Source organism: Chryseobacterium sp. Leaf405 (genome assembly GCF_001425355.1).
Taxonomy (GTDB): domain Bacteria; phylum Bacteroidota; class Bacteroidia; order Flavobacteriales; family Weeksellaceae; genus Chryseobacterium.
Genome location: NZ_LMQN01000001.1, coordinates 384,159 through 405,657 on the forward strand (window position 1 = coordinate 384,159; position 21,499 = coordinate 405,657).

The 21,499-nt window shown below is 33.5% G+C and carries 25 protein-coding genes; 6 read left to right on the forward strand and 19 right to left on the reverse strand.

The window, feature by feature from the left end; translation table 11 throughout:
* Positions 1 to 117 precede the first annotated feature (117 nt).
* Positions 118 to 453, reverse strand: coding sequence for a DMT family transporter (locus tag ASG22_RS01720; RefSeq protein ID WP_055979583.1), 336 nt, complete (start codon positions 451 to 453; stop codon positions 118 to 120).
* Between the two features lie 934 nt (positions 454 to 1,387).
* Here ASG22_RS01720 and ASG22_RS01725 point away from each other — a divergent pair.
* Together ASG22_RS01725 and ASG22_RS01735 are read left to right on the forward strand one after the other, a co-directional pair.
* Positions 1,388 to 2,101, forward strand: a complete 714-nt coding sequence (locus ASG22_RS01725) for an AAA family ATPase (protein ID WP_055979584.1) — start codon at positions 1,388 to 1,390, stop codon at positions 2,099 to 2,101.
* 364 nt (positions 2,102 to 2,465) lie between these two features.
* Positions 2,466 to 3,293: a hypothetical protein gene (locus ASG22_RS01735; RefSeq protein WP_131726136.1), complete on the forward strand. Its 828-nt coding sequence runs from the start codon at positions 2,466 to 2,468 to the stop codon at positions 3,291 to 3,293.
* A gap of 98 nt (positions 3,294 to 3,391) precedes the next feature.
* On the opposite strand, the gene gcvP is transcribed toward ASG22_RS01735, so the two are convergent.
* Positions 3,392 to 6,250 carry an aminomethyl-transferring glycine dehydrogenase gene (gene gcvP, locus ASG22_RS01740; RefSeq protein WP_055979595.1) on the reverse strand — a complete coding sequence of 953 codons (2,859 nt, stop codon included), beginning with the start codon at positions 6,248 to 6,250 and terminating at the stop codon, positions 3,392 to 3,394.
* A 382-nt stretch (positions 6,251 to 6,632) separates the two neighbouring features.
* On the opposite strand from gcvP, the gene ASG22_RS21090 reads away from it, so the two are divergent.
* Positions 6,633 to 6,788, forward strand: coding sequence for a hypothetical protein (locus tag ASG22_RS21090; protein ID WP_185113777.1), 156 nt, complete (start codon positions 6,633 to 6,635; stop codon positions 6,786 to 6,788).
* Here the strand turns inward: ASG22_RS21090 and ASG22_RS01745 are convergent.
* Positions 6,785 to 7,435 carry a DnaJ domain-containing protein gene (locus ASG22_RS01745; protein ID WP_055979598.1) on the reverse strand — a complete coding sequence of 217 codons (651 nt, stop codon included), beginning with the start codon at positions 7,433 to 7,435 and terminating at the stop codon, positions 6,785 to 6,787. The genes ASG22_RS21090 and ASG22_RS01745 overlap by 4 nt on opposite strands.
* Positions 7,436 to 8,027: 592 nt before the next feature.
* On the opposite strand from ASG22_RS01745, the gene ASG22_RS01750 reads away from it, so the two are divergent.
* From ASG22_RS01750 to ASG22_RS01760, 3 genes are all read left to right on the forward strand, one after another.
* Positions 8,028 to 8,582: an RNA polymerase sigma factor gene (locus tag ASG22_RS01750; RefSeq protein WP_238586837.1), complete on the forward strand. Its 555-nt coding sequence runs from the start codon at positions 8,028 to 8,030 to the stop codon at positions 8,580 to 8,582.
* A gap of 13 nt (positions 8,583 to 8,595) precedes the next feature.
* The gene (locus ASG22_RS01755; protein ID WP_055979604.1) at positions 8,596 to 8,940 is read left to right on the forward strand and encodes a hypothetical protein; all 345 of its coding nucleotides are present in this window, start codon (positions 8,596 to 8,598) and stop codon (positions 8,938 to 8,940) included.
* Between the two features lie 84 nt (positions 8,941 to 9,024).
* Positions 9,025 to 9,297: a hypothetical protein gene (locus ASG22_RS01760; protein WP_055979607.1), complete on the forward strand. Its 273-nt coding sequence runs from the start codon at positions 9,025 to 9,027 to the stop codon at positions 9,295 to 9,297.
* Positions 9,298 to 9,363: 66 nt separating this feature from the next.
* Here the strand turns inward: ASG22_RS01760 and ASG22_RS01765 are convergent, their stop codons facing one another.
* From ASG22_RS01765 to ASG22_RS01840, 16 genes are all read right to left on the reverse strand, one after another.
* Entirely contained in the window at positions 9,364 to 9,825 is a 462-nt protein-coding gene (locus ASG22_RS01765) for a hypothetical protein (RefSeq protein ID WP_055979610.1), read from the reverse strand.
* 54 nt (positions 9,826 to 9,879) lie between these two features.
* Positions 9,880 to 10,353 (reverse strand): SRPBCC family protein, encoded by a 474-nt coding sequence (locus ASG22_RS01770; RefSeq protein ID WP_055979614.1) that lies wholly within the window; start codon positions 10,351 to 10,353, stop codon positions 9,880 to 9,882.
* Positions 10,354 to 10,398: 45 nt separating this feature from the next.
* Positions 10,399 to 10,827 (reverse strand): hypothetical protein, encoded by a 429-nt coding sequence (locus ASG22_RS01775; protein ID WP_055979616.1) that lies wholly within the window; start codon positions 10,825 to 10,827, stop codon positions 10,399 to 10,401.
* Positions 10,828 to 10,903: 76 nt separating this feature from the next.
* Positions 10,904 to 11,737, reverse strand: coding sequence for an SDR family oxidoreductase (locus tag ASG22_RS01780; protein WP_055979620.1), 834 nt, complete (start codon positions 11,735 to 11,737; stop codon positions 10,904 to 10,906).
* A 75-nt stretch (positions 11,738 to 11,812) separates the two neighbouring features.
* On the reverse strand, positions 11,813 to 12,679 hold the full coding sequence (locus tag ASG22_RS01785; protein ID WP_055979623.1) for a VOC family protein: 867 nt from the start codon (positions 12,677 to 12,679) through the stop codon (positions 11,813 to 11,815).
* Positions 12,680 to 12,697: 18 nt separating this feature from the next.
* Positions 12,698 to 12,940, reverse strand: a complete 243-nt coding sequence (locus tag ASG22_RS01790; RefSeq protein ID WP_238586838.1) for a hypothetical protein — start codon at positions 12,938 to 12,940, stop codon at positions 12,698 to 12,700.
* A gap of 29 nt (positions 12,941 to 12,969) precedes the next feature.
* On the reverse strand, positions 12,970 to 13,383 hold the full coding sequence (locus ASG22_RS01795) for an SRPBCC family protein (protein WP_055979627.1): 414 nt from the start codon (positions 13,381 to 13,383) through the stop codon (positions 12,970 to 12,972).
* A 78-nt stretch (positions 13,384 to 13,461) separates the two neighbouring features.
* Positions 13,462 to 13,893 (reverse strand): VOC family protein, encoded by a 432-nt coding sequence (locus ASG22_RS01800; RefSeq protein ID WP_055979630.1) that lies wholly within the window; start codon positions 13,891 to 13,893, stop codon positions 13,462 to 13,464.
* Between the two features lie 227 nt (positions 13,894 to 14,120).
* Positions 14,121 to 14,822 carry an alpha/beta fold hydrolase gene (locus tag ASG22_RS01805; RefSeq protein ID WP_238586839.1) on the reverse strand — a complete coding sequence of 234 codons (702 nt, stop codon included), beginning with the start codon at positions 14,820 to 14,822 and terminating at the stop codon, positions 14,121 to 14,123.
* Between the two features lie 2 nt (positions 14,823 to 14,824).
* Entirely contained in the window at positions 14,825 to 15,349 is a 525-nt protein-coding gene (locus tag ASG22_RS01810) for a hypothetical protein (protein ID WP_055980246.1), read from the reverse strand.
* 109 nt (positions 15,350 to 15,458) lie between these two features.
* A complete protein-coding gene (locus tag ASG22_RS01815) occupies positions 15,459 to 15,866 on the reverse strand; it encodes a VOC family protein (RefSeq protein WP_055979633.1) in 408 nt (135 codons plus the stop codon).
* A gap of 78 nt (positions 15,867 to 15,944) precedes the next feature.
* Entirely contained in the window at positions 15,945 to 16,535 is a 591-nt protein-coding gene (locus tag ASG22_RS01820; RefSeq protein WP_055979637.1) for a Crp/Fnr family transcriptional regulator, read from the reverse strand.
* A gap of 80 nt (positions 16,536 to 16,615) precedes the next feature.
* On the reverse strand, positions 16,616 to 17,827 hold the full coding sequence (locus tag ASG22_RS01825; RefSeq protein WP_055979640.1) for a DUF763 domain-containing protein: 1,212 nt from the start codon (positions 17,825 to 17,827) through the stop codon (positions 16,616 to 16,618).
* 78 nt (positions 17,828 to 17,905) lie between these two features.
* Positions 17,906 to 18,787 (reverse strand): YitT family protein, encoded by an 882-nt coding sequence (locus ASG22_RS01830; protein ID WP_055979645.1) that lies wholly within the window; start codon positions 18,785 to 18,787, stop codon positions 17,906 to 17,908.
* An 8-nt stretch (positions 18,788 to 18,795) separates the two neighbouring features.
* The gene (locus ASG22_RS01835; protein WP_055979647.1) at positions 18,796 to 19,380 is read right to left on the reverse strand and encodes an HD domain-containing protein; all 585 of its coding nucleotides are present in this window, start codon (positions 19,378 to 19,380) and stop codon (positions 18,796 to 18,798) included.
* 108 nt (positions 19,381 to 19,488) lie between these two features.
* Entirely contained in the window at positions 19,489 to 21,495 is a 2,007-nt protein-coding gene (locus tag ASG22_RS01840; protein WP_157844698.1) for an adenylate/guanylate cyclase domain-containing protein, read from the reverse strand.
* Positions 21,496 to 21,499 lie beyond the last annotated feature (4 nt).

The following is a 21,499-nucleotide window of genomic DNA, read 5'->3' on the forward strand; positions in this document are numbered from 1 at the left end:
AAATACATAAGACACACTTTTCGACTTTCGCTTCGCAAATTTTTCAATCTTGTATAATTTTCACTCCTTTATATTATAGAAGCGGAGGTATGATCTTTCTTTTATTTCATTTAAAAATTAATGAGATCCCATCTTTGAGAACAAATTAATCACTACTACTCCTATCACAATTAATAATATTCCTATAATTGCCGGCAAATCGGGAACTTGTTTAAATACAACGATCCCGATGATGGTAATAAATATAATTCCAACTCCCGACCAGATTGCATAAGCAATTCCTACAGGAACCTGACGCAGAGTAAGACTTAGCAGATAGAAGGTCACAATATATCCTATTAACGTAATAATAGAAGGAAGCAATTTCGTAAACTGTTCAGATTTTTTCAGGAAAGTTGTCGCAATAATTTCAAAAATAATCGCTAGCAATAGATACAAATAACTTCTTCCCATATTCTTTATTTTAAAGCAAAAATAACCAAAAACCGTCTTGCAATACATTTTATCGATGTAATTGATATCACAAATCTGATAAAATAACGAGATGAAAACTCACATGAAATTGAATAATGATAATTTTTATTAACATTAAAACACATCATGTCAAAATTAAGTGACTTAATTTACTCACAAATAATATTATTATGCTGAGCATTTTTTCTTTTTTGTATTATCAACTTTTAAATGCAAAATATGAAACTATTGAGAGATTGATAAAACTTTACACATAACACAATAAAACCATCAATAAATTTTCAATTTTATATTAAATTAATGTAAACTAAATCTGTACAAAATCTTAAATAAAACATCATAAAACACTGATATACATCATAATTATTTGTTTTGGTACATCATTTGAAAGTCGTAATATTGCAATACAGAATAAGCAATAAATAATCAAATAACTAAAAATATAATAAAATGATCACTTACATCGGAATCGCAACATGTTTAGTAGTTTTCGCTTCATATTTCGCAACAGCGAGAAGAGAAGGAAACTAATTTTGAAAATAAAGAACTAGCCAGAAAACTTATAAAACATGTAATACACTTGTTTTAGAATTTTAATCATTACGATTAATCTTATCATAGGAAATATTTTCATTTACATTATAATTAAGCAGTAAAAAGCCGGAACTTCATGTTTCGGCTTTTTGTTTTAAAATACGTTTATTCGCAGTACGGTAAATTAAAGACAAAAAGAATGATGAAAGAAATTGAAATTCTTCGGGCGAATATTTTCGAAAAAAATAAACGTAAACAGTAGCAGACACAATTTTTTATAAATTTTTCAGCTGATAGCATTCCGGAAAAATTCAAATTTATTCTTCAGTCAAATATTTAAATTTTTAAGCTTTATCTTTGCGTATAATTTCAATAGACGATGAATCTGTACGACCTTATTATTCAGGATAAAGAACAAGTGACACTTAATAATGTTTTCCTTGAACCCCAAAATAAGGAACAATTTGTACAGCTCATTAAAGAACATAAGTACATCAAAGAACTGCAGGAATACGGTCTTCCGGTAAATAATAAAATACTTCTACAAGGAAGCTCAGGTTGTGGGAAAACCATGACAGCAAAGGCAATTGCCAACGCTTTAGGCAAAAATATCATCATTCTTAATTTAAGCAATATCGTTTCTTCGAGAATTGGTGAAACGTCTCAGAATATCAAAATGATTTTCGATAAAGCTTCCCGAGAAAAATCGGTACTTTTTCTTGATGAACTCGACCAAATCGGGAAAGCGAGAGGCAGCAACGACAAAGATGTAGGCGAAATGAGACGACTTGTGAATACATTGATCCAGTTGATCGATTATTATCCCGAAAATGCCCTTTTACTGTGCGCAACAAATCACCCCGAAATCATTGATACCGCTTTGTTGAGACGTTTTCAATTGAAAATTAATTATGAAATGCCTTCTAAAGAATTTTTGGATACTTTTTATGATGATTTACTTTCAAAATTTCCTGAAGATTTAAGAAAAATTGATCGAAAATATCATGTTTCTTTTGCTGAGGCGAAGGATTATGCTTTTACAGTGGTGAAAGGAAATTTAATACAAAAACTGGAAAATAATACTTCCTTATAAATTATCAAAAGCTTTTTTATTGAAAATATGAGAATAATAGTCCAGTATATTTCGACTAAGGAAAAAACATTCGATAAGACTATCAACCGTTTCAATAAAGCCCTCAAGTACTTCTAAAGGACAATCAATCATTTTGGATGGACAATCGAGCAATTCGACGAAGCAATCAAATGTTTCGAATAGATAATCAACCACTCCGAATGTACAATCAAGCATTCCTATGAAGCAATCAACCGCTCCGAAGAGACAATCAAGTATAATTTGCTATATTTCAGTATTTTACGATATTTTAAAAAAAACTTTCATCGCTGAAATAATTTACTATTTATTAATAAATAAAATTTAACTTTTAGACCTTTAATGTATGACAACAATTTTAACAAGCAAAATATCATTTGGAATTGGAGAATCTTTTTCAACAATATTTCTAATATTATTTCTTCTATCTATTTGTGTTTTTATATATCGAATTTCAAAATATGTTCGAAATAAAAACTTTAAATATGCAATAGCGTCTCTTTCAATTTTATTAATCTTACATTCAGTTATCTTCCCTTTTATATATACTTTAATGCTAAAGAATAATCCGGCAAGTTTCGAATTTAAAACTACAATTTATACAAATCGAAAACAGATTGTACTTAATGAATGGATTAATGATTCTCAATCTCTTCCACATGAAATTAAAGATCTTGACAATATAAAACTCTTAAATAGTATTATTTTAAATAAGCAGATAAAAGAATTAAAACAATTAACTTTTACCAAAGATTATGTAATACATTCAGATATTAATTTTAATATTCCTGGAAGAAATTATATGGCAACTATTTACATATTTGATAAAAAAGGTATTTTAAAAAAGAAATTAGATAAAAGCGGAAGTTATATTGAGTTAGATTCTATGAAATTTGGAAGCATTATAAATCATGATATTAACTATCTTAAAAACGAACTTCAATATTACAAGGTAAAAAAAGCAGAACTTGATAGAAATAATTTCTGGACTTTTGCAACAATACTTCCTTACAGTATATCGTCAATATTTACGGGAAATATGTCTCCAATAACACCAATAGCCAATGTATTTTATTCATTTCATTATTTTATAATTTATTGTATTGGAATAGGTATCTTTCTTCATTTTCTAATTTTGAACATTAATTTCTTAATTAAAAATCGAAAATCTTAGCTTTCCAAATGAGATTGCTTCGTCACTTCGTTCCTCGCAATGACTAAAAAAAACTCCCTCTCATCACTGAAAGGGAGTTTATATTTAAAAATTTTTAATTACATATAAGCTTCAATCGGCTCACAAGTACACACTAAGTTTCTGTCTCCGTAAGCTTCATCAACTCTTGAAACAGAAGCAAAGAATTTGTGATCTCTCACCCACTCCAGCGGATATGCCGCTTTTTCTCTGCTGTATGGTTTATCCCAAGAATCTGAGATTACCAATTGTTCTGTGTGAGGAGCATTTTTCAATACGTTGTTGGTAGCATCAGCTTCACCGTTTGCAATCTCATCAATTTCATGTTTGATAGCAATTAAAGCTTCCGCAAAACGGTCGATTTCAGCTTTGCTTTCAGATTCAGTCGGCTCAATCATTAATGTTCCCGCAACCGGGAAAGAAACTGTTGGAGCGTGGAATCCATAATCCATCAATCTTTTCGCAACATCAGCAACTTCAATTCCTAAAGATTTAAACTGTCTGAAATCTACGATACATTCGTGAGCCACTTTTCCGTTTTCGTTTGAATATAAAATCGGGAAATGCTCAGCTAAAATTTCTTTCAAATAGTTAGCATTCAAGATCGCATGCTCAGTTGCTTTTTTCAATCCTGAAGTTCCTAACATTTTGATGTAAGCATAAGAAATATTCAAGATCAAACCAGAACCGTAAGGTGCGGCAGAAATACCGTCAATAGCTTCTTTAGCTCCGATTCTGATATTTGCATTTGAAGGCAAGAAAGGAACTAAGTGTTTAGCCACACAAATTGGACCAACTCCAGGACCTCCACCTCCGTGAGGAATAGCGAAAGTTTTGTGCAAGTTCAAGTGACAAACGTCTGCCCCGATGTTTCCAGGACTTGTATATCCTACCTGAGCATTCATGTTGGCACCATCCATATACACCTGCCCGCCATGTTGGTGGATTAAGTTTGTAATTTCGATGATGTTAGCATCAAAGAATCCGTATGTTGACGGATATGTGATCATTACACAAGAAAGGTTTTCAGAATGCTGTTCTGTTTTAGCTTTTAAGTCTTCGAAATCAATTTCTCCGCTTTCAAGATTTTTAACAACAACAATTTTCATTCCTGCCATTGCTGCAGATGCCGGGTTTGTTCCATGTGCAGACTGAGGAATTAATACTACATTTCTGTGACCTTCGCCTCTTGAAATGTGATATTCTCTGATTACCATTAATCCCGCATATTCTCCCTGCGCTCCTGAATTTGGCTGAAGAGAAGTTCCTGCAAAACCTGTAATTTCAGCTAAATCTTTCTCTAATTCACGGATCATTTCCTGATAACCACCAGCCTGATCAACCGGTACAAACGGATGAATCGCTCCCCAGTTGTCCCAAGAAAGTGGTAACATTTGCGTTGCTGCGTTCAGTTTCATCGTACAAGAACCCAAAGAAATCATTGAATGAGTCAACGATAAATCTTTTCTTTCCAGACGCTTGATATAACGCATCAATTCTGTTTCCGTATGGTATTTGTTGAATACACTTTCTGTAAGAATTTCGTCTTTTCTAAGATTTTCTTCAGGAATGCTGTATCCTTCTTTTATTTCTAATTTGAAAGTCTGCTTGTCTTTAAACTGAGCGAAAGAAGCCATTAGAACATTTAATTTTTCCAATGTTGTACTTTCGTTGATCGCAATACTTACAACGCCTTCTGTGAAATAGTTTAAATTCAGTTTATGATCAAGCATCATTCTCATTAATCTGCCTTTCTCATCTTCGCTTAAAGTAATTTTTACCGTATCAAAAATTGGTTCTTCAACAGTTTGATAACCTAAAGCTTTCAAACCATTTTTCAAAGCATTTGCTTTAAAGTGAATTTGGTCAGCGATGTAATTTAATCCTTTCGGACCGTGATAAACAGCATACATTCCGGCCATAACTGCCAAAAGAACCTGAGCCGTGCAGATATTTGAAGTTGCTCTTTCTCTCTTAATATGTTGCTCTCTGGTCTGTAAAGCCATTCTCAATGCACGTCTTCCGTACATATCCTGAGAAACCCCGATAATTCTTCCCGGAATATCTCTTTTATAATCTTCCTTACAAGAGAAAAATGCTGCGTGAGGACCTCCGTAACCCAATGGAATACCAAATCTCTGAGTGGTACCAACAGCACAGTCAGCGCCCATTGATGCAGGAGATTTTAATTTAACCAAAGCCATAGGATCACAAGCAACAGCTACCTGAAGATCTAATTTTTTATATTCTACAATATCTTCTGTATAATCCAGAACAATTCCGTTTTTACCGGGATACTGCAATAAAACTCCGTAGTAAGAACCATCAAACTCATGCATTTTGTGATCACCTTCTACGATTTCTATCTCCAACCCTTCAGCTTTAGTTTTCAATACTGAAATTGTCTGAGGTAAAACTAAATCAGAAACGAAGAACTTGTTAGCTCCTGCTTTTTTCTGATCTTTTGTTCTGTTGTTGAAGAACATGTGCATTGCTTCCGCAGCCGCTGTAGATTCGTCCAACAATGAAGCGTTTGCCAAAGCAAAACCTGTCAAATCACATACAACAGTCTGGAAATTAAGAAGAGCTTCCAATCTTCCCTGTGCGATTTCCGCCTGATAAGGTGTATAGGCAGTGTACCAACTCGGGTTTTCAAAAATATTTCTCTGAATAGCCGATGGCAAAAGCGTATTGTGATATCCAAAACCTATATAGCTTGTATAATCAGTATTTTTCGATGCCAATTCTTTCGAATGATTCAGCATTTCGTATTCTGAAAGCGGTTCTGAGATTTCAAGATCTTTTTCTAAGCGGATAGAAGAAGGGATGGTTTGAGAGATGAGCTCTTCGATACTTGAAACGCCAACTTTTTCCAGCATCGCCTGTTTATCGGCTTCATTTAAGGAAATGTGACGGCTCACAAACTGTTCTGTATTCATTTTTTATATTAGATTTTGTTTGTAAAAAAGATGGGTAAAATTACGCATTTTTAGAAAATTTTGCAACTAATTTAAAATCACAAACAAATCAGATTACTGCTCTAACTATTTCAAAATTAAAAGGTTTTTATTGTCATTTTAATTACAAAAACAGTTAAAATTCACTTTTATATTAAATTAATATTAACCGCAGAAATTCAATTTTTGTAAAAAAACATAAGATTTTAGTTAGAAAACTCACATTTGTTGAGAAAAATTTAAATTTTTCAAAAATTCAAGATTTTAGTTTATTGATAATCGCGATAAACTGTTAAAAAACAGGAAAGTAACATTTTTTGCAAAAACATTAATTATATTTATTCTAAATTAATATATTTGCAACATGAATACGATTATCCCTTTCAAAGTACCGGCTTTAACTCCTGCATTTGCATTGAATAATGAAAATATGTATTGTGGCGATAAAAAATCTTGTTGCAAGAAGTTTAAAAAAGGGAAAAGATGCAAAAAATGCCCGGGAAGAGCAAAAATGGCTTAATTGCTATAGTTCTTTACTAAAAAATAAATCGCCAAAATAATCAACAAAACGGCTGCCATTATTTTCATAATTTTTGGTCGACCATAAGGATTTGCAACAGTTCTCGGTTGCGACTTGAATAGTTCTTCCGCTTTATCCTTAAATTTTTCTGAATTGCTCTCAAATACTTCGGTAATAGTAATTCCCTGAACTACAGTCTTGTGTAACAGTGAATTTGTCGCATGAAGGAGAATCTGGAATTTTCCATCTTTGAATTCTGTTATCTTAAAAACTCTTTCTCCATAAGGTTTTTCTAATCCGAAAGGTAATACCTTTACGACATCCGCATTCTGTGTCTGCCAATTAATGATGATCTCCTCTCCTTTCTTCACATGAATTTTGTTTGCCGTAAAAGTCTTTATAGAAGGTGGAATATTATATCTGAAACTTTTCTGATGACTTTCTAAATTCTGGTCATAAGTATATCTGAGGCTTTTATCACTCAATGTTTCATACGCTTCCTGAATTTCTTTAAAACGATCAGAAAAAAAATCATCGTCTGGGTTTTTGTCAGGATGATATTTTAAGGACAATTTTCTGTAAGATTTTTTGATGTCTTCTTCTGAAGCATCGTGAGAAATCCCGAGAAAATAGTAATAATCTTTCATTGAACTATGCAAAAATACGGATTTTTGTCATTGCGAACAAAGTGAAACAATCTCTTTCATTACTGAAACTCATATTTTTTCTTAACCAAAGTCTACAAAGATTTTCTTTGTAATGTTTGAGAATATTTTTCGTTTGCAAAGCCGTTTCACTTAGTAAAGGGTGCGATTTTAATATAAAAAATGTAACGATTGAAATGATTTAATACGATTCAAAACCAACCCGTCAAAAATTCTTCCGAATTTTCGCCACCTCTCCGGTGGAGGGGAATTTGTGTTGTCGGTTCGCTACTAGTGTTGGAAAAGAATGACTACAACCTTAGCCCCGATAGAAACGGCATCCTTTTGGGTTGCGGCTGAAGCGAAGCGGAAGCCGTAACCCAAAAGATATAGTGGATAGCGGGAAAAAGCTTCTAAGAAACAGTAATAAAATCTCATATAATTGTGTATAAATTCATTCTTTATCAAAATAAGAAAATTAAATATCCGATGAATAAAAGAAAAATTGGATTTCCCAGAAAATATTTTAAATTTATTAAAGTAAAATAAAATTTTCAATCGTCATAGCAATATGGAGGTTGTCGAAAAAATAACAATGCCACAGAAGGAGAAGGAAAATATCATCTCACAAACCGTTTCAAAGTACGGAGGAAAGCTGATGTCGTATATTCGTCCGAAGGTGAAAAATACGGAAGATGCCGAAGATATTCTGCAGGAGGTGTGGTATCAGTTCAGTAGTCTTACCAATATTTCTGATATTGTGAATGTTGGTGGCTGGCTATACAGGGTGACGGCGAACAAAATCACTGACAAATACCGAAAAAAGAAGACCGAAAATCTTGAAGATTTTGTATATGAAGATGAAGACGGCGAATTTTCCATTAAGGATATTCTGCTGATGGATGAAAGCGCCGGCCCGGAAGTGAAAATGTTTCAGGATGAAATCTGGAAAAAGTTATTTGAAGCCTTAGAAGAACTTCCCGAAAAACAAAGAATTGTCTACGTAGAAAATGAACTCAATGATAAAACCCTTCAGGAAATTGCTAATGAGCAAGGGGAAAATATCAAGACCATTATCAGTCGAAAAAATTATGCTGTAAAGCACCTGAGAAACAGACTGAGAAAATTATACGAAGATCTAAATAGTTAGTAAAAAAGAAATTATGAATCATAAACAGAAAAAGGGCTGGATTTTTTTAATATTATGTCCACCGTTGATTTTTTTAGGCGTAACATGGATCGTCATGTTACTGTGGAACTGTCTGCTTCCCGATATTTTAGGAGTGAAATCGATCACATACTGGCAGGCAATGGGAATATTGATTTTATGTAAAATTCTTTTCGGAGGTTTCCAGTTCGGAAAAGGAATGAAAGAATTTAAAGAGAAAAAAATGATGCGCGAAAGAATGATGAATCTGTCGCCGGAAGAAAGAGAAAAATTCAAAGAAGTCTGGAAAGACAGATGTTCCGGAGGATTTTTCAACAGAAACAACAGAACAAACGAATAATTAAATTTTAGGAGTAGTAAAGTAAAATGGTAGTTCATTCGTCTCTATAAAAAACAAAGTAGTAAAATTTAAAATTTGAAAAAAATGAAAAATTCAGTATTAAAAGGTGCTCTCGGAGCATTAGCTGTGGCAGGAATTGCCATCATCGCTAAAAAAGCGATCCAAAGAAAAAAATTCGTAAAAGGTATTTTTGAAGAATACGGAATTAAAGAAAAATCCCCTTTCGGATTGGCAGACAAAATCAGAGAAATGGATGAAGAGCAATATCAGGAACTGAAAGGAAAATTCAAGAAAGAATTTGCTTCAAAGTGCCACCACAGAGGTTTCGAAAGAAAACAAGATGTTGCAGAAGCATAATAAAAAGTAGCTAAATTGAAATTGTTTGATTCAGGCGGGAAGCTTTGCTTCCCGCCTGAATCTTTTTTATCCATTTAAATAAATTCCAAAATACCAGGTCCATACTACCAGAATAATCTGCATTAGAATTCTTTCCTTATATAAATACCTCATTCCCGGACCCGAATAATCCCCTTTGAAAAGATTCACTTTTTTCTTTGATGCATTAATATTCGCCAAAAAAACTAAAAACAAGAAAATAATTAATAAAATTGAAGTCAGCTCACGAATCGAAGGAATCATTAATCCAACTCCGGCAGCAATTTCAAGAATTCCAGTAAAATATACCCAAAACATTTTAGCGGGAATAAAATCAGGAATCATCATCGCCATTCCTTTCTGAAATTTAAAATGTGCTAACCCTGTGAATATAATAAAGACTGCCATTCCCAAATTTCCGGAAAATAAAAAATTCCAGCTTCCCTGGAAAATTTTTGTTCCCAACAAAGCCAGAATAAAAGTTATAAAAAGGATTGATAATAATTTCATATTTAATTTTAACTGTAAAATTATCTCAAACTTGGTAACAATCAAATAAAAAAATCAGAATAAACTATTTAACTCATCTTTATTTTCTTCGGCAAGATCTTTTACAATTTCCAAACCTTTTATAAAACCTTCATTCATATGATCATGCCATTCTTTTTCTATTTGAACCTCAGCGTGAAGTTTCGTTTTTCCGTCGAAATCAATCAGAATATATTTTTCAAAAAAACCACTCCATTGTTTAATTTCCATACTTTCGGTATCTTCATTTCCATCTTTATCTACCATTCCCAAATGTTTAAAAATAATTTGGTTGGGCTCTTCAAGACTGTCGATAGTAGAAACCATTCCCTCGCCTTCAGTATTGACAAAATAAGTTTTCCCACCTACTTTCCAATCAGATTTCATAAAAGAAGCAGATTTAGGGTTAAAAAATTTAGTCCATTCCTTATACGTTTCGGCATCCCAGAGAATATCCCAAACTTTTTGTTTTGAAGCGTCAATTATTTTTTCATACGATAAAGTTTCCATATTGTTGAGTTTTTGGTTGATATGTTATAATTACTTCGATTTAGATTAAAACTGATTTTCTGAAAGATTTTTAATAATTCCCAATGCTAAAGGAAATTTTTCTTCAAAAAATGCTTTGTATTCTTGCGTAGTCTGAATTTCACCTTTTAATATTGTACCCTCATCATTTTCTTCCAAAATATAAGATTCGGTCGCTTCGCCCCAATCCTGAGGAGCTTCCACACCTTCATAAATTTCGCCAAGATGTAGAAATTTCATCTCTTCATTAGCAATATTTTTCTCTACTCTGCTGAACATTCCATTATTATTGGGATCATAAAATTTTACGATACTACCCTCTTCCAAAGTACCCTCATAAAAAGAACCTTCATTAAAAGCCGTTGTCCATTGCCTGTACGAAGTGTGATCCCAAAGAACGCTCCATACTTTTTCCGGTTCTGCATTAATCTGAATTTTAAATGTAAGCTTTTCCATTGCTGTGAATATTTTTGCTGTTTTAACCTAAAAAGGTTTATGTTAAATTTAATTTTGTGTAATTATTAATTTAAAACTATCCTCCTACAAAATCTCCGCCATTAATATGAATAATTTCTCCAGTAATAAAACTGGAATCTTCCGAAGCCAGAAAAACGTACGCAGGCGCAACTTCAGAAGGTTGTCCTGCTCTTTTTAGTGGATTATCTTTACCAAAAGTCGATAGATCATCGAAGGTTTCTTTTACCAATGGAGTCCAAATCGGTCCCGGAGCAACACCGTTTACCAGAATTCCTTTCTCTGCAATATTGGTTGCCATAGAACGGACAAATGTTGCAATTGCTCCCTTGGTCGCTGAATAATCAATTAAATGATCACTTCCGCGATAGGCGGTTACGGATGTTGTACAGATAATGCGGCTGCCTTTTTTCATCACTGACAGAAAATCTCTCGTTAAGGCAATCATAGAAATAATATTAACATTGAAAGTGGTCTGGATCTGATCATCAGAAATATTTTCAATATCATCTTTGGGAAACTGTATTCCGGCGTTATTCACCAGAATATCTAGCGTTTTCCAGTTTTTTTTAATTGTATTTAAAATTTTAGATCTGAAAGCTTTTTTCGAAACATCACCTTTCAAAAGAATACATTTCCGACCTTCTTTTTCAACTAATTTTTGGGTTTCTTTAGCATCTTTGTCGCTTTCCTTGTAAATGACGGCAATGTCTGCCCCTTCACGGGCAAAATGAACAGCAACGGCTTGCCCGATTCCGCTGTCGCCGCCTGAAATAACAGCTTTTTTGTTGAGAAGCTTTTTACTTCCTATATAATTTTTACGGATAATTTCAGGAAACATTCCGTCTTTAGGTACTTTTGATTTTGATCCTGACTTGTTCTGTGTTTTCATATGCAAATCTTTTCTTAAATCATACAAACAACACGCCGAAGAGAAAAAATGTGAAGGCAAGAAGTTTTTTAAATCTTAAGAATCATAAGCATTTTCTAAATCCTGAATCATAATTTTCTGCATTTTCATCATCGCTTGAACCACTTTCTGAGATTTTTCCTGATCCGGATCACTCATTAATTGAATCAATCTTTTCGGAACAATCTGCCAGCTAAAACCAAATTTATCTTTCAGCCAACCGCACATACTTTCTCTTCCACCGTCAGAAATCAGCGTATTCCAATAATGATCTGTCTGCTCCTGATCATCAGTCATTACAACCATCGAAATTCCTTCATTAAAATCAAATTGATGATCGTAAGAATTATCCATGCAGAAGAAGCTGTAACCATCAATTTCAAAATGAGCATGTTGAATATTGTCGGCAGGTTCAGGACTTGGATGACCTTCACTTCCGTCTCCGTATCTCAGAATATTTCCGATTTTAGAATTCGGGAATATTTTTGTGTACAATTCCATCGCTTCCATTGCTTTTCCATTGTTTTCATGGATAAACATTAAGGTCGGAATAATTTTCTGTTCGGCTTGCTTTTCGCCTAAAAATATTTGCCAGGTTACCCCATATTTATCCTGAATCCAGCCGTATTTTTTACTCCAAGAATAAGAATCCAAAGGCATTAAGACCATTCCGCCATCCAATAACTGATCCCAATATTTCTGAACCTCATCTTCAGTTTCACAAATTACCATAAACGAAACGGAAGCATTTTTCTTAAAATGTGGACCTCCATTCAACAACATTAGTTTCTGACCGAAAAGATCAACATTCATCACAACAGGGGTATCTGCGGTAATTTTTCCATTGAAAATTTTACAGTAAAATTCTGCCGATTCCTCAGCATTATCATCGTACCAAAGACACAGGAAAATATCGTTATTCATAATTTTAAATTTAGTTGATTATTTAATTTTAAAAGAAACATAATTTTGTTTCATATGATTTTTCAACTTTAACATTGCATTTTTATCAAAATCCTTCAATTGCATAATTTGTTCTTCAGAATAATCAGACAATTTTTCAAGTGAATCAATATTCTTTTTTTCCAACGCTTTTCTTGCCGGAATTGAAATAATTCCCTGTAAAAAATTATTCTCTTTCACAACATGACTCACAGCGCAAATGGAGCTTAAACATTTCGCCATTATTACTAAATTGATCATGATAAAGATTATTAATGATTTTCTACATATTTATGAAAATTATTCAGGATCGCATACCAGCCGTCTCTCTGCATTTGTACTGAATTTTGCTTCTCAGGATCGAAATTGATCTTTACATTCGTTGTATTTTCATCAATTATCTTGAAAATTACTTCTACGTTTCTTCCGTCTTCCAAATGGTATTTTATTCTTTCATTAGAAATAACTTCATCATAAATGCCTTCAAAATCAAATCCGAAACTTCCGTCTTTCGCTTCCATTCTGTTCTTGAATTTTCCACCAACTTTCAAATCATTTTCAGAGCTTGGACAATGCCATGAATCGTCTGCAAAATTCCATTTCGTAATATGTTCCGGATCGTTGTAATAATCCCAAACCTTCTGAACAGGGGCTAAAATTGTGATGTCAATAGTAATTGTTTCCATAATCGTATTTTTTTTATTGATGTGAAAAGGGCAACCAAAAATCAGTTACCCTTTTTATAATTTAGTTTAAAGATAAGATTATTTTATATATTCTTCATTATAGTTCACCATCCAATGAACTCCATATTTATCTTGAAAACTTCCAAAATAATCACCCCAAAACTGGTCTTCAATCGGCATTTCAACGTTTCCACCATCGGAAAGCCCTTTGAAAAGTCTGTCGGCTTCATCTCTTGATTCAGGGAAAATGGAAACGTAATTGTTATTTCCAACCGTAAGATTCTGCCCGAAACTTGGAACAATGTCTGATGCCATCAACAAATCTCCGCCAACAGGAAGCGCAATATGCATCACTCTGTTTTTTTCTTCGTCTGATAAATTTTCAGTTCCGGGAGCATTTCCCATTTTGTGAATTTCACCTAAGAATTCTCCTCCGAAAACGGATTTGTAAAAATTGAAAGCCTCTTCTGCTTTCCCATCAAAATTTAAGTACGGATTTAATTTAGCCATGATTTTTTATTTTTTAATTGTTAATATTTTGGTTGGTTTAGTTTGTAATTTTTTAATTTCGAAAAGTTTGAAAATATTTTTGTTCACAAAGGTGTTTCACTCAGCAAAGATCAAAAGCTGTACTTATTATTAAGTTTATTCTCAACGAAAAAAATTAATTATTCAAAAAATTTTCGACTTCATTCACTGTAAAATCAATCAGTTTTTCATCTGTATTTCCACTAAAATCAGCCATCATGTAAGAGCCATGAGTTGCAGGAAGAATCATTAATTCTGAATCTTTTACAACGCCACATTTCGACAATATGTTCCGGTTTTATCACGTCTTTATCACCGGAAATAAACAAAGTCGGAGATTTTATCCCTTTTAAAATATCTTCATTCCAATCTTCAAAAGTCTGCATTCTTTTACAGTCTTTATCAAACATATTTTCAAGTGCTGAAAAGTCCTGATTTAAGTTTAAGAAATTAATTTTCAATGGTTCCGGCATTGATTCCAGTGTTGCTTCCATCATATTCTCAAAAAAACCATCCATCATTCCGCTTTTTTTATAAAATGCTGATGCAATAACTAGTTTTTCAACCATTTCAGGATAAATATGAGCCACCTGCATCACAGTATTTCCGCCATTACTGAAACCCCAGAATGAAGCTTTTTCAATATTTATTTCTTTTAAAAGAGCAGCAACATCATGAGCATCCTGTTCAAAAGTTTCAGGAATCTCTCGATGTTCAGTCATTCCGTGATTTTGAAGATCAATTCCGATGAGTTGAAATTGACTTTCCAATCTCGAAATGATTTCTTTAAAATCAAATAAAATCGAACCGTCGCCGCCATGAATCAATACCAAAGGCTTTCCGGAACCATAGATTTCATAATACATCCTGATTCCGTTTACGTGTTTATAACCTTTTTCGACTGGTTTCATTTCTAATATTTTAAATCTTTATCAAAATCATATTTCATTCCTTCGTAACCTAGAATTTTACGCATCAAACCGATCTGTCCGCTTAGATAATCTTCTCTACCAATGCACATTCCTATAAAATTCAGACCTGTTTCGGGGAAGAAATCAATGTTCATTCCCATCGGAAAAGCTTTGTTCAATTCTTCATCAGAGACTTCCAATAATTTATTGTAAACCAACGGTGAAATTTGATGAAAACTATTTTTTAATTCTTTTAAACTTGGGTAAGTTAAACTTTCATCCAATGCTTTTCCCTGAAAGAAAAAATCTTTAAATTCAAATTCTTCCTGAAGTCCGAGAACAGATCCCATTGCATAACGCATATCAAGAAAATTCCCAACCATCCAAATAATATGGTTTGTTCTTTCTTCAATTCTTTTCAGTGCATCGTCTTCAGAAATTCCATCGAGAACCATCAGGAAATTCTGACTGTGACCTCGAAATGCCGGAATGATGATGTCTAATTTTTTTGATTTTGGTGTATCCATTTGATTGTTTTTTATTTTCTCTCGCATTTTTTTGATCGCACAGAGTTTGTGTTCCACTTGTAAAGTATTAGTGAAATTATTGGAAAATATCGTGATATTAGTATTTAAACTATTCTATCGGAAACTGAGAAGGGTCTGCAAAAATGACATTCCAGCCATGTCCGTTGATATCCCAGAAAGAGTTTTGATACATCCATCCGTGATCCTGTGCTTCTTCATGCTGATAAGCTCCATTGGCCAAAGCAGCATTCACTAACTGATCAACCTCGTCCCTACTGTCTAGACCAATAGCAACCAAAACCTGAGTTGTATCACCTTTCGGAACTGGTCTTTCAGAGAAAGTCTGGAAAAATTCTTCCGTTAAAAACATTACCTGAATATTGTCACTCATCATCACACATACTGCTTTTTCATCAGTAATCTGCTCGTTGATCGAGAAACCAATATTCGTCCAGAATTCTTTAGTTTTCTGAATATCTTTTACCGGAAGGTTCACATAAATTTGATTGATTTTCATGTTGTAATTTTTTTAGTGTTAAATTTTTAACCAAAATTACCAAGTCAGAACGAAAATCAACTTGCCATAGGGCAAGATTTAATTTTTCTTGGGATGCGAAACCAATTCTTTACGGATTCTACTTAAAGACGTGTCGGTAACTCCTAGATAGGAAGCGATCTGCTTCAAAGGAGCAAATTGTATGACCTGCGGTTTCTGTTCTAAAAGATGTAGATAACGTTTGGTTGCAGAAAGAGTAAATATCTCAACAGAACGTTGCTTATAAACGAAAAGTTGCTGAGACATCCACGCTCTTCCCCATTCGCTGAGATTTTGGATTTTATGATAGAGCTCCTGAAAAGTATCAAAATCCATCTTTCGAAATTCGCAATCGGTGATGCAGACAATATTTTCCTGAGTCGGAATTCTCTGAAATAACGAAGATACTTCAATAACGATTTCATTTTCGACGAAAAAGTGTGTGGTTACTTCATTTCCGTTAAAGTCATTGACAAAAGAACGCGCCAGCCCTTTTTCCAAAATATAATATTCGTTGGCGGTTTTTCCTTCTTTAAGAATAAAATCACCTTTCTGAAAAACTACTTTTTCATGTGCCTGAAATATTTCTTCAAGTTCTTCTTCCATAAAAAAGGGAAAGTCACGATAGATTTGAAAGGCATCACTACTCATTTTTGTCAATTTAAAACTGACTTTAAAAATAAAGTTTTTCCGGGAATTGTAGAATATTAATTTACAACAAAGAATAAGCTCTAAAACAAAGAAAGCTGAATAGGTTTAGAAGGAGCAGGTTTTTCCGCATCACCAAACACAGTTTTACCACCAAAACGCCAAGAATTTTGCCTTTCTTCTTCGATGACATCATTAATATCGAAATCCGGAGTGAAATTTTTCTCTGCTTCAGCAATAATGGTGTGAAGTTTATTTATAGATTGTAATTTATCTGAATTTCCAAGCTTTGATTTTTCAATTCCTTTTTGCAAAATTGAAATTGTTTCGTCATAAATAGTAATGGGAACTGGAAACGGATGACCATCTTTTCCACCATGAGCAAATGAAAACCTTGCAGGATCTCTGAATCTGGATGGTGCACCATGAATCACTTCGCTCACCAATGCCAGACTTTGTAAAGTGCGCGGTCCTACTCCTTTCAATAACAGCAGTTCTTCGAAATTTTCGGGTTGATTTTCTCTTGTCATGTACAAAAGTGTCCCCAGTTTTTTTAAATCAACATCAGAAGCACGAACATCGTGATGATTAGGCAAAATTAAATTGGCAAAATCCTGCATAATTTTTTCTGAATTAGTATGTGAAATATCTAAAATTCCTTTACGGTTTTCCTGCGCCTCACTGGCTGTTAAATTAAGAATATTCCCACGATTAATCCCTTGAATTCCTTTATGGGGCTCATCAACAAAAGATTCCATATTTTCGGAATGCCAATGATAACGACGGGCAGTTCCGTCTGAATCGTTCATTCCCTGCTGAACAACCGACCAATTTCCTTCATCCGAAACAATAAAATTATGCAGATACAACTGATAACCATCCTGAATTGCTGTATTATCTACTTTTGCGGAGAGTTTACTTGCCCGAACCAATTCGTTACCATTCAATCCTGTTTTATCGGCAATGACTAACAGTTCGTTTGGTGTTTCTTTGGACAATTTTCCTTTTCCACCACAAATATAAATTCCTAATTCTTTGGAATTTGGATTAATACTGCGTTTCAAAGCGCCCATCACAGAAGTGGTAATTCCTGAAGAATGCCAATCCATCCCCATCACTGCACCAAAACTCTGAAACCAAAACGGATCTGCAAGTCTCCTTAAAACTTCATTTTTCCCATAATCTGCAAGCATCACTTCTACAATGGAAAGTCCGAGAATCGACATACGCTCGTACAGCCAAGGTGGTACTTTGCCGTAGTGAAGAGGTAATGTTGCGGTTCCGGAGCGTTTCATTGTTTTGGATGTTTGTTATACAAAATTAAAGCCTTATGATTGAAATTCATAAGGCTTTAAGCATATTTTATTAAAATTTTAATGTTTAATAATTTCCTTTACAATTCCGCCTTGAGGTTCTCTAACGGTTTGGGTAAAAATAAATGCCTTAGGATCTATTGAACGGACAATATTCTGTAATTTTCTTACTTCAAGTCTTGTTACAATCGTGAAAATAATATCTGCATCACTGCTCTGCTCAAAAGATTCTTTCATAAAACCTCTCTCGCCTCTATAAACAGTGATTCCTTTATTCATCGTTAATACCAACGCTTTTTTTATTTCTTCGCTGTTTGCTGAAACAATCGTTACGCCTGTGTAGGCTTCAATTCCTTCAATCACATATTTGGTAATCTGACTTGCAACAAGATAGGTCATAATCGCATACAAAGCCGTTTCCACTTTTAAGAAAACTGCTGCGATGATGAAAATCACAACATTCATTCCTAAAATGATTTCAGTGATGCTGAAACTGCTTTTTTTGAAAGTCAGCAATGCTAAAACTTCCATTCCATCGAAAGTTCCGCCACCGCGCATTGACAATCCGATTCCTATTCCCATGAAAAATCCACCGAACATGGCGACTAAAAGTTTATCGTGAGTCATTTCAGGAAAAGGAACGAAATAGATGGTTATGATGATTAATAAAATCGTCAAAAAACTTCGAATCGCAAAATGTTTTCCGATTTGGAAATATGCCAAAACGATGAATGGGATATTTAAAACCAATAAAACTATTCCCAGATTCCAATGATACACTTCGTGCAGTAAAAGTGAAATTCCGGTAACTCCACCATCTAAGAAGTGGTTGGGAACCAGAAAAGATTTTAAGGCAAAACTTGCAGAAATTACGCCTAAAACGAGATAAATAATATCTGAAATGGTAAATAGCGGTCCATGTTTAGTTGAAGCTGAGCTCATAACAGTGATCAGTAGTTTTTTAATTTTGTTTTAATAATATTCAGGTTATCCTGTTTTTTTTGATTTCTGCTGCTGATAGCAGTTTCAGTAAAATAATGGTGGCTTTCTAAGAATTTTTCCTGCAATAAATTCCAGTCACGCTCAGAATTAACTATTCCGAACATTGAAAGTTCTTCGAACAATTTATCGCCTATCACGAAAAAATCATCTCTTCCCAAATAATCCAGATCGGCATCTGCCAAAATCTGTTCTAAATGGTTATGCGGAGTCTGCGGAATTTTTGTCGCCATAATCATTCCTTTTATCTTCTCAGTCTGATCGTTTGAATAGCCATAATTTGAAAGATATTCTTCTGCAATTTCACAAGATTTTTCCTCATGGTTTTTCGAGCCGTACAGAAATCCTGTATCATGAAATAAGGCAGCAGTTTTTAGCAACATTAAATCTTCTTCACTAACACGTTCAGATGTTGCAATTTTTTCTACAGAATCAATAACGTCTTTCACATGCATTACGCTGTGATAGGAAAGATGTTCAGGAAGGTTTTCCTTTAATCTGTTGATGATGATTTTTTTTAATTTTTCGTATTCCATATTTAAAATAGAGAATGTTATTATTTATTTAAACGCAAAGAGCGCAAAGATTTTTCTGACTGTTTTCTGCATATTTTTCGTTCGCAATGGAAAGGTTTTAGATTATTTTTATAAATCCTTTTTAGTTTCCAAAGCGAAATACATATCCATTTCACCCTTTCCTTTGGTGTGGATTTTCCCCCTGTATTCGCAGACAATTCTATCTTTTATCAACTGATAGGTTGATTCAGAAATATTTATTTTTCCTTTTTCGCTGTTCTGCTCCATTCTTGCGGCTGTATTTACCGTATCACCCCAAATATCGTAAGCGAATTTTTTTACTCCCACAATTCCTGCAATTAAAGAACCTGAGTTAATTCCTATTCTGATATCCAAAACATCCGGATTGGTCTTTTTTCGTTCTTCGATAAAATTAATAATATCTAAAGCTACCAAAACAGTCTGATAAGCGTGATTTTCATTTTTAATCGGCAATCCGCAAACTGCCAAATAAGCATCACCTATCGTTTTAATTTTTTCCAAACCATGTTTTTCCATGATTAAATCGAAAGCAGTGAAACATTCGTTGAGTTCAACCAACATTTTTTCAGCCCCCATTTTCTCGGAACTTTGGGTAAAATTAACAAAATCGGTAAATAAAACGCTTACTTCATCATAATATTTAGCTTCTGAACTTCCGTTTTCCTTTAATTCTTCAGCAACTTCATGGGGAAGAATATTTAATAATAAATTTTCTGTTTTCTGTTTTTCTTTCTGCAATTCAAAGGTGCGTTCATCGACCTGTTTTTCAAGCAAATCATTCTGATCCTGAAGAATCTGCTGTTTTTCCTGTTCCTGTTTTAAATTAACATCCGAAAGACGATTGACCTCATCGAGTTGTTTTACCAAACTTAAATTGGTGGACGCAAACTGCCATCCAAGGTAAGCAGAAATTGAAATCGGGAAACTTACAAAAATAATAATTAAGACGACTATTCCAAATGTATCTCCTGAAAGCATTTTAGGAATAACAATATTTAAAGAATCTAAAATATTAAAAATGATGGCGAGAATAATGATAGCAAAGAAAGTAATAATCCCGCCACCGACTATAAAAGCCGATTTTTCTCTTCTTATCATTGCTCTTATAATCAGATATAAAGATTCAAACCAAACAAAAAACAGATAAGAAGTAACCAGACCGATAGCCAACTTTGCACTGAAGTAATAAATCATCAGAAGCAGTGCTGCAAAAATTAGTGAAATTTTCAATCTGATTTTACTTTTTCCAAATAATGTGTTGACAAAACCTGTAAGTGATGCTCCAAAAGCCAGCATGGAAAGGAAAGCAAAGAAACCGTAAGAATCTATACTCTCAGGATCCTTCATTTCATAAAATAAAAGAACCATATAGCTCATTAAACCAATAGAGAGGTTGTATATTGAGAAATACAGATTATAAACAGCTTTTCTATAAAATAAAAACAGGAGCAGATGTATAAATCCTAATGCGGAAAAAACACCACAAATCAACATAGATAAAAAGTTGAATCTCTGCATCATCTTTATATTGTCCTCAAAAAAAACATTAGCAGAGACCAATTCTACATCTAATGCTACAGGACTATAATTGATCGCCATTTTTTTCCCTCCAACCATAGGCAGAAAGCGAATCGCCAATACATTAACTTCTGTATTATCCAACGAAAACAATTCAGGAGTATCATTTTTTATTCTAAATTCTCTGGAACCGGTTTTCCCAATTCTCCCTATAGTCTCGATCTTTTTACCATTTATGTAAATTTCAGAAGCTCCTATTTGTTTTACATCAAAACACAAAGATTGATTTACGGATGCCGAATCTATTTTAAAGTAATAGCGAATCCAGTAAACCTGATTTTTATTGTATGTTTCCTTAGAACTGAAATCACCGTATTTCCAGGCAGAATCATTGTAGTTTCGCAATGCAAACGCAGGATTATCGCCCGCAATAAACTTACTATCTTCATCGATCAATGCTCCATCTAACAGATTTTTTTCAGTAAAGATTCTAGGTTTTTCAAAAGAGTTTTGAGCAAAACAGAATGTCTGTAATGCCATCAAAATCAAAAATGTAAAGAGGATATTTTTTTTCAAAATT

Coding starts and splice junctions, on each gene's coding strand:
- ASG22_RS01720 (WP_055979583.1), bottom strand. CDS start 453: ATGGGAAGAAGTTATTTGTATCTATTGCTAGCGATTATTTTTGAAATT.
- ASG22_RS01725 (WP_055979584.1), top strand. CDS start 1,388: ATGAATCTGTACGACCTTATTATTCAGGATAAAGAACAAGTGACACTT.
- ASG22_RS01735 (WP_131726136.1), top strand. CDS start 2,466: ATGACAACAATTTTAACAAGCAAAATATCATTTGGAATTGGAGAATCT.
- gcvP (WP_055979595.1), bottom strand. CDS start 6,250: ATGAATACAGAACAGTTTGTGAGCCGTCACATTTCCTTAAATGAAGCC.
- ASG22_RS21090 (WP_185113777.1), top strand. CDS start 6,633: ATGAATACGATTATCCCTTTCAAAGTACCGGCTTTAACTCCTGCATTT.
- ASG22_RS01745 (WP_055979598.1), bottom strand. CDS start 7,435: ATGAAAGATTATTACTATTTTCTCGGGATTTCTCACGATGCTTCAGAA.
- ASG22_RS01750 (WP_238586837.1), top strand. CDS start 8,028: ATGCCACAGAAGGAGAAGGAAAATATCATCTCACAAACCGTTTCAAAG.
- ASG22_RS01755 (WP_055979604.1), top strand. CDS start 8,596: ATGAATCATAAACAGAAAAAGGGCTGGATTTTTTTAATATTATGTCCA.
- ASG22_RS01760 (WP_055979607.1), top strand. CDS start 9,025: ATGAAAAATTCAGTATTAAAAGGTGCTCTCGGAGCATTAGCTGTGGCA.
- ASG22_RS01765 (WP_055979610.1), bottom strand. CDS start 9,825: ATGAAATTATTATCAATCCTTTTTATAACTTTTATTCTGGCTTTGTTG.
- ASG22_RS01770 (WP_055979614.1), bottom strand. CDS start 10,353: ATGGAAACTTTATCGTATGAAAAAATAATTGACGCTTCAAAACAAAAA.
- ASG22_RS01775 (WP_055979616.1), bottom strand. CDS start 10,827: ATGGAAAAGCTTACATTTAAAATTCAGATTAATGCAGAACCGGAAAAA.
- ASG22_RS01780 (WP_055979620.1), bottom strand. CDS start 11,737: ATGAAAACACAGAACAAGTCAGGATCAAAATCAAAAGTACCTAAAGAC.
- ASG22_RS01785 (WP_055979623.1), bottom strand. CDS start 12,679: ATGAATAACGATATTTTCCTGTGTCTTTGGTACGATGATAATGCTGAG.
- ASG22_RS01790 (WP_238586838.1), bottom strand. CDS start 12,940: ATGGCGAAATGTTTAAGCTCCATTTGCGCTGTGAGTCATGTTGTGAAA.
- ASG22_RS01795 (WP_055979627.1), bottom strand. CDS start 13,383: ATGGAAACAATTACTATTGACATCACAATTTTAGCCCCTGTTCAGAAG.
- ASG22_RS01800 (WP_055979630.1), bottom strand. CDS start 13,893: ATGGCTAAATTAAATCCGTACTTAAATTTTGATGGGAAAGCAGAAGAG.
- ASG22_RS01805 (WP_238586839.1), bottom strand. CDS start 14,822: ATGAAACCAGTCGAAAAAGGTTATAAACACGTAAACGGAATCAGGATG.
- ASG22_RS01810 (WP_055980246.1), bottom strand. CDS start 15,349: ATGGATACACCAAAATCAAAAAAATTAGACATCATCATTCCGGCATTT.
- ASG22_RS01815 (WP_055979633.1), bottom strand. CDS start 15,866: ATGAAAATCAATCAAATTTATGTGAACCTTCCGGTAAAAGATATTCAG.
- ASG22_RS01820 (WP_055979637.1), bottom strand. CDS start 16,535: ATGAGTAGTGATGCCTTTCAAATCTATCGTGACTTTCCCTTTTTTATG.
- ASG22_RS01825 (WP_055979640.1), bottom strand. CDS start 17,827: ATGAAACGCTCCGGAACCGCAACATTACCTCTTCACTACGGCAAAGTA.
- ASG22_RS01830 (WP_055979645.1), bottom strand. CDS start 18,787: ATGAGCTCAGCTTCAACTAAACATGGACCGCTATTTACCATTTCAGAT.
- ASG22_RS01835 (WP_055979647.1), bottom strand. CDS start 19,380: ATGGAATACGAAAAATTAAAAAAAATCATCATCAACAGATTAAAGGAA.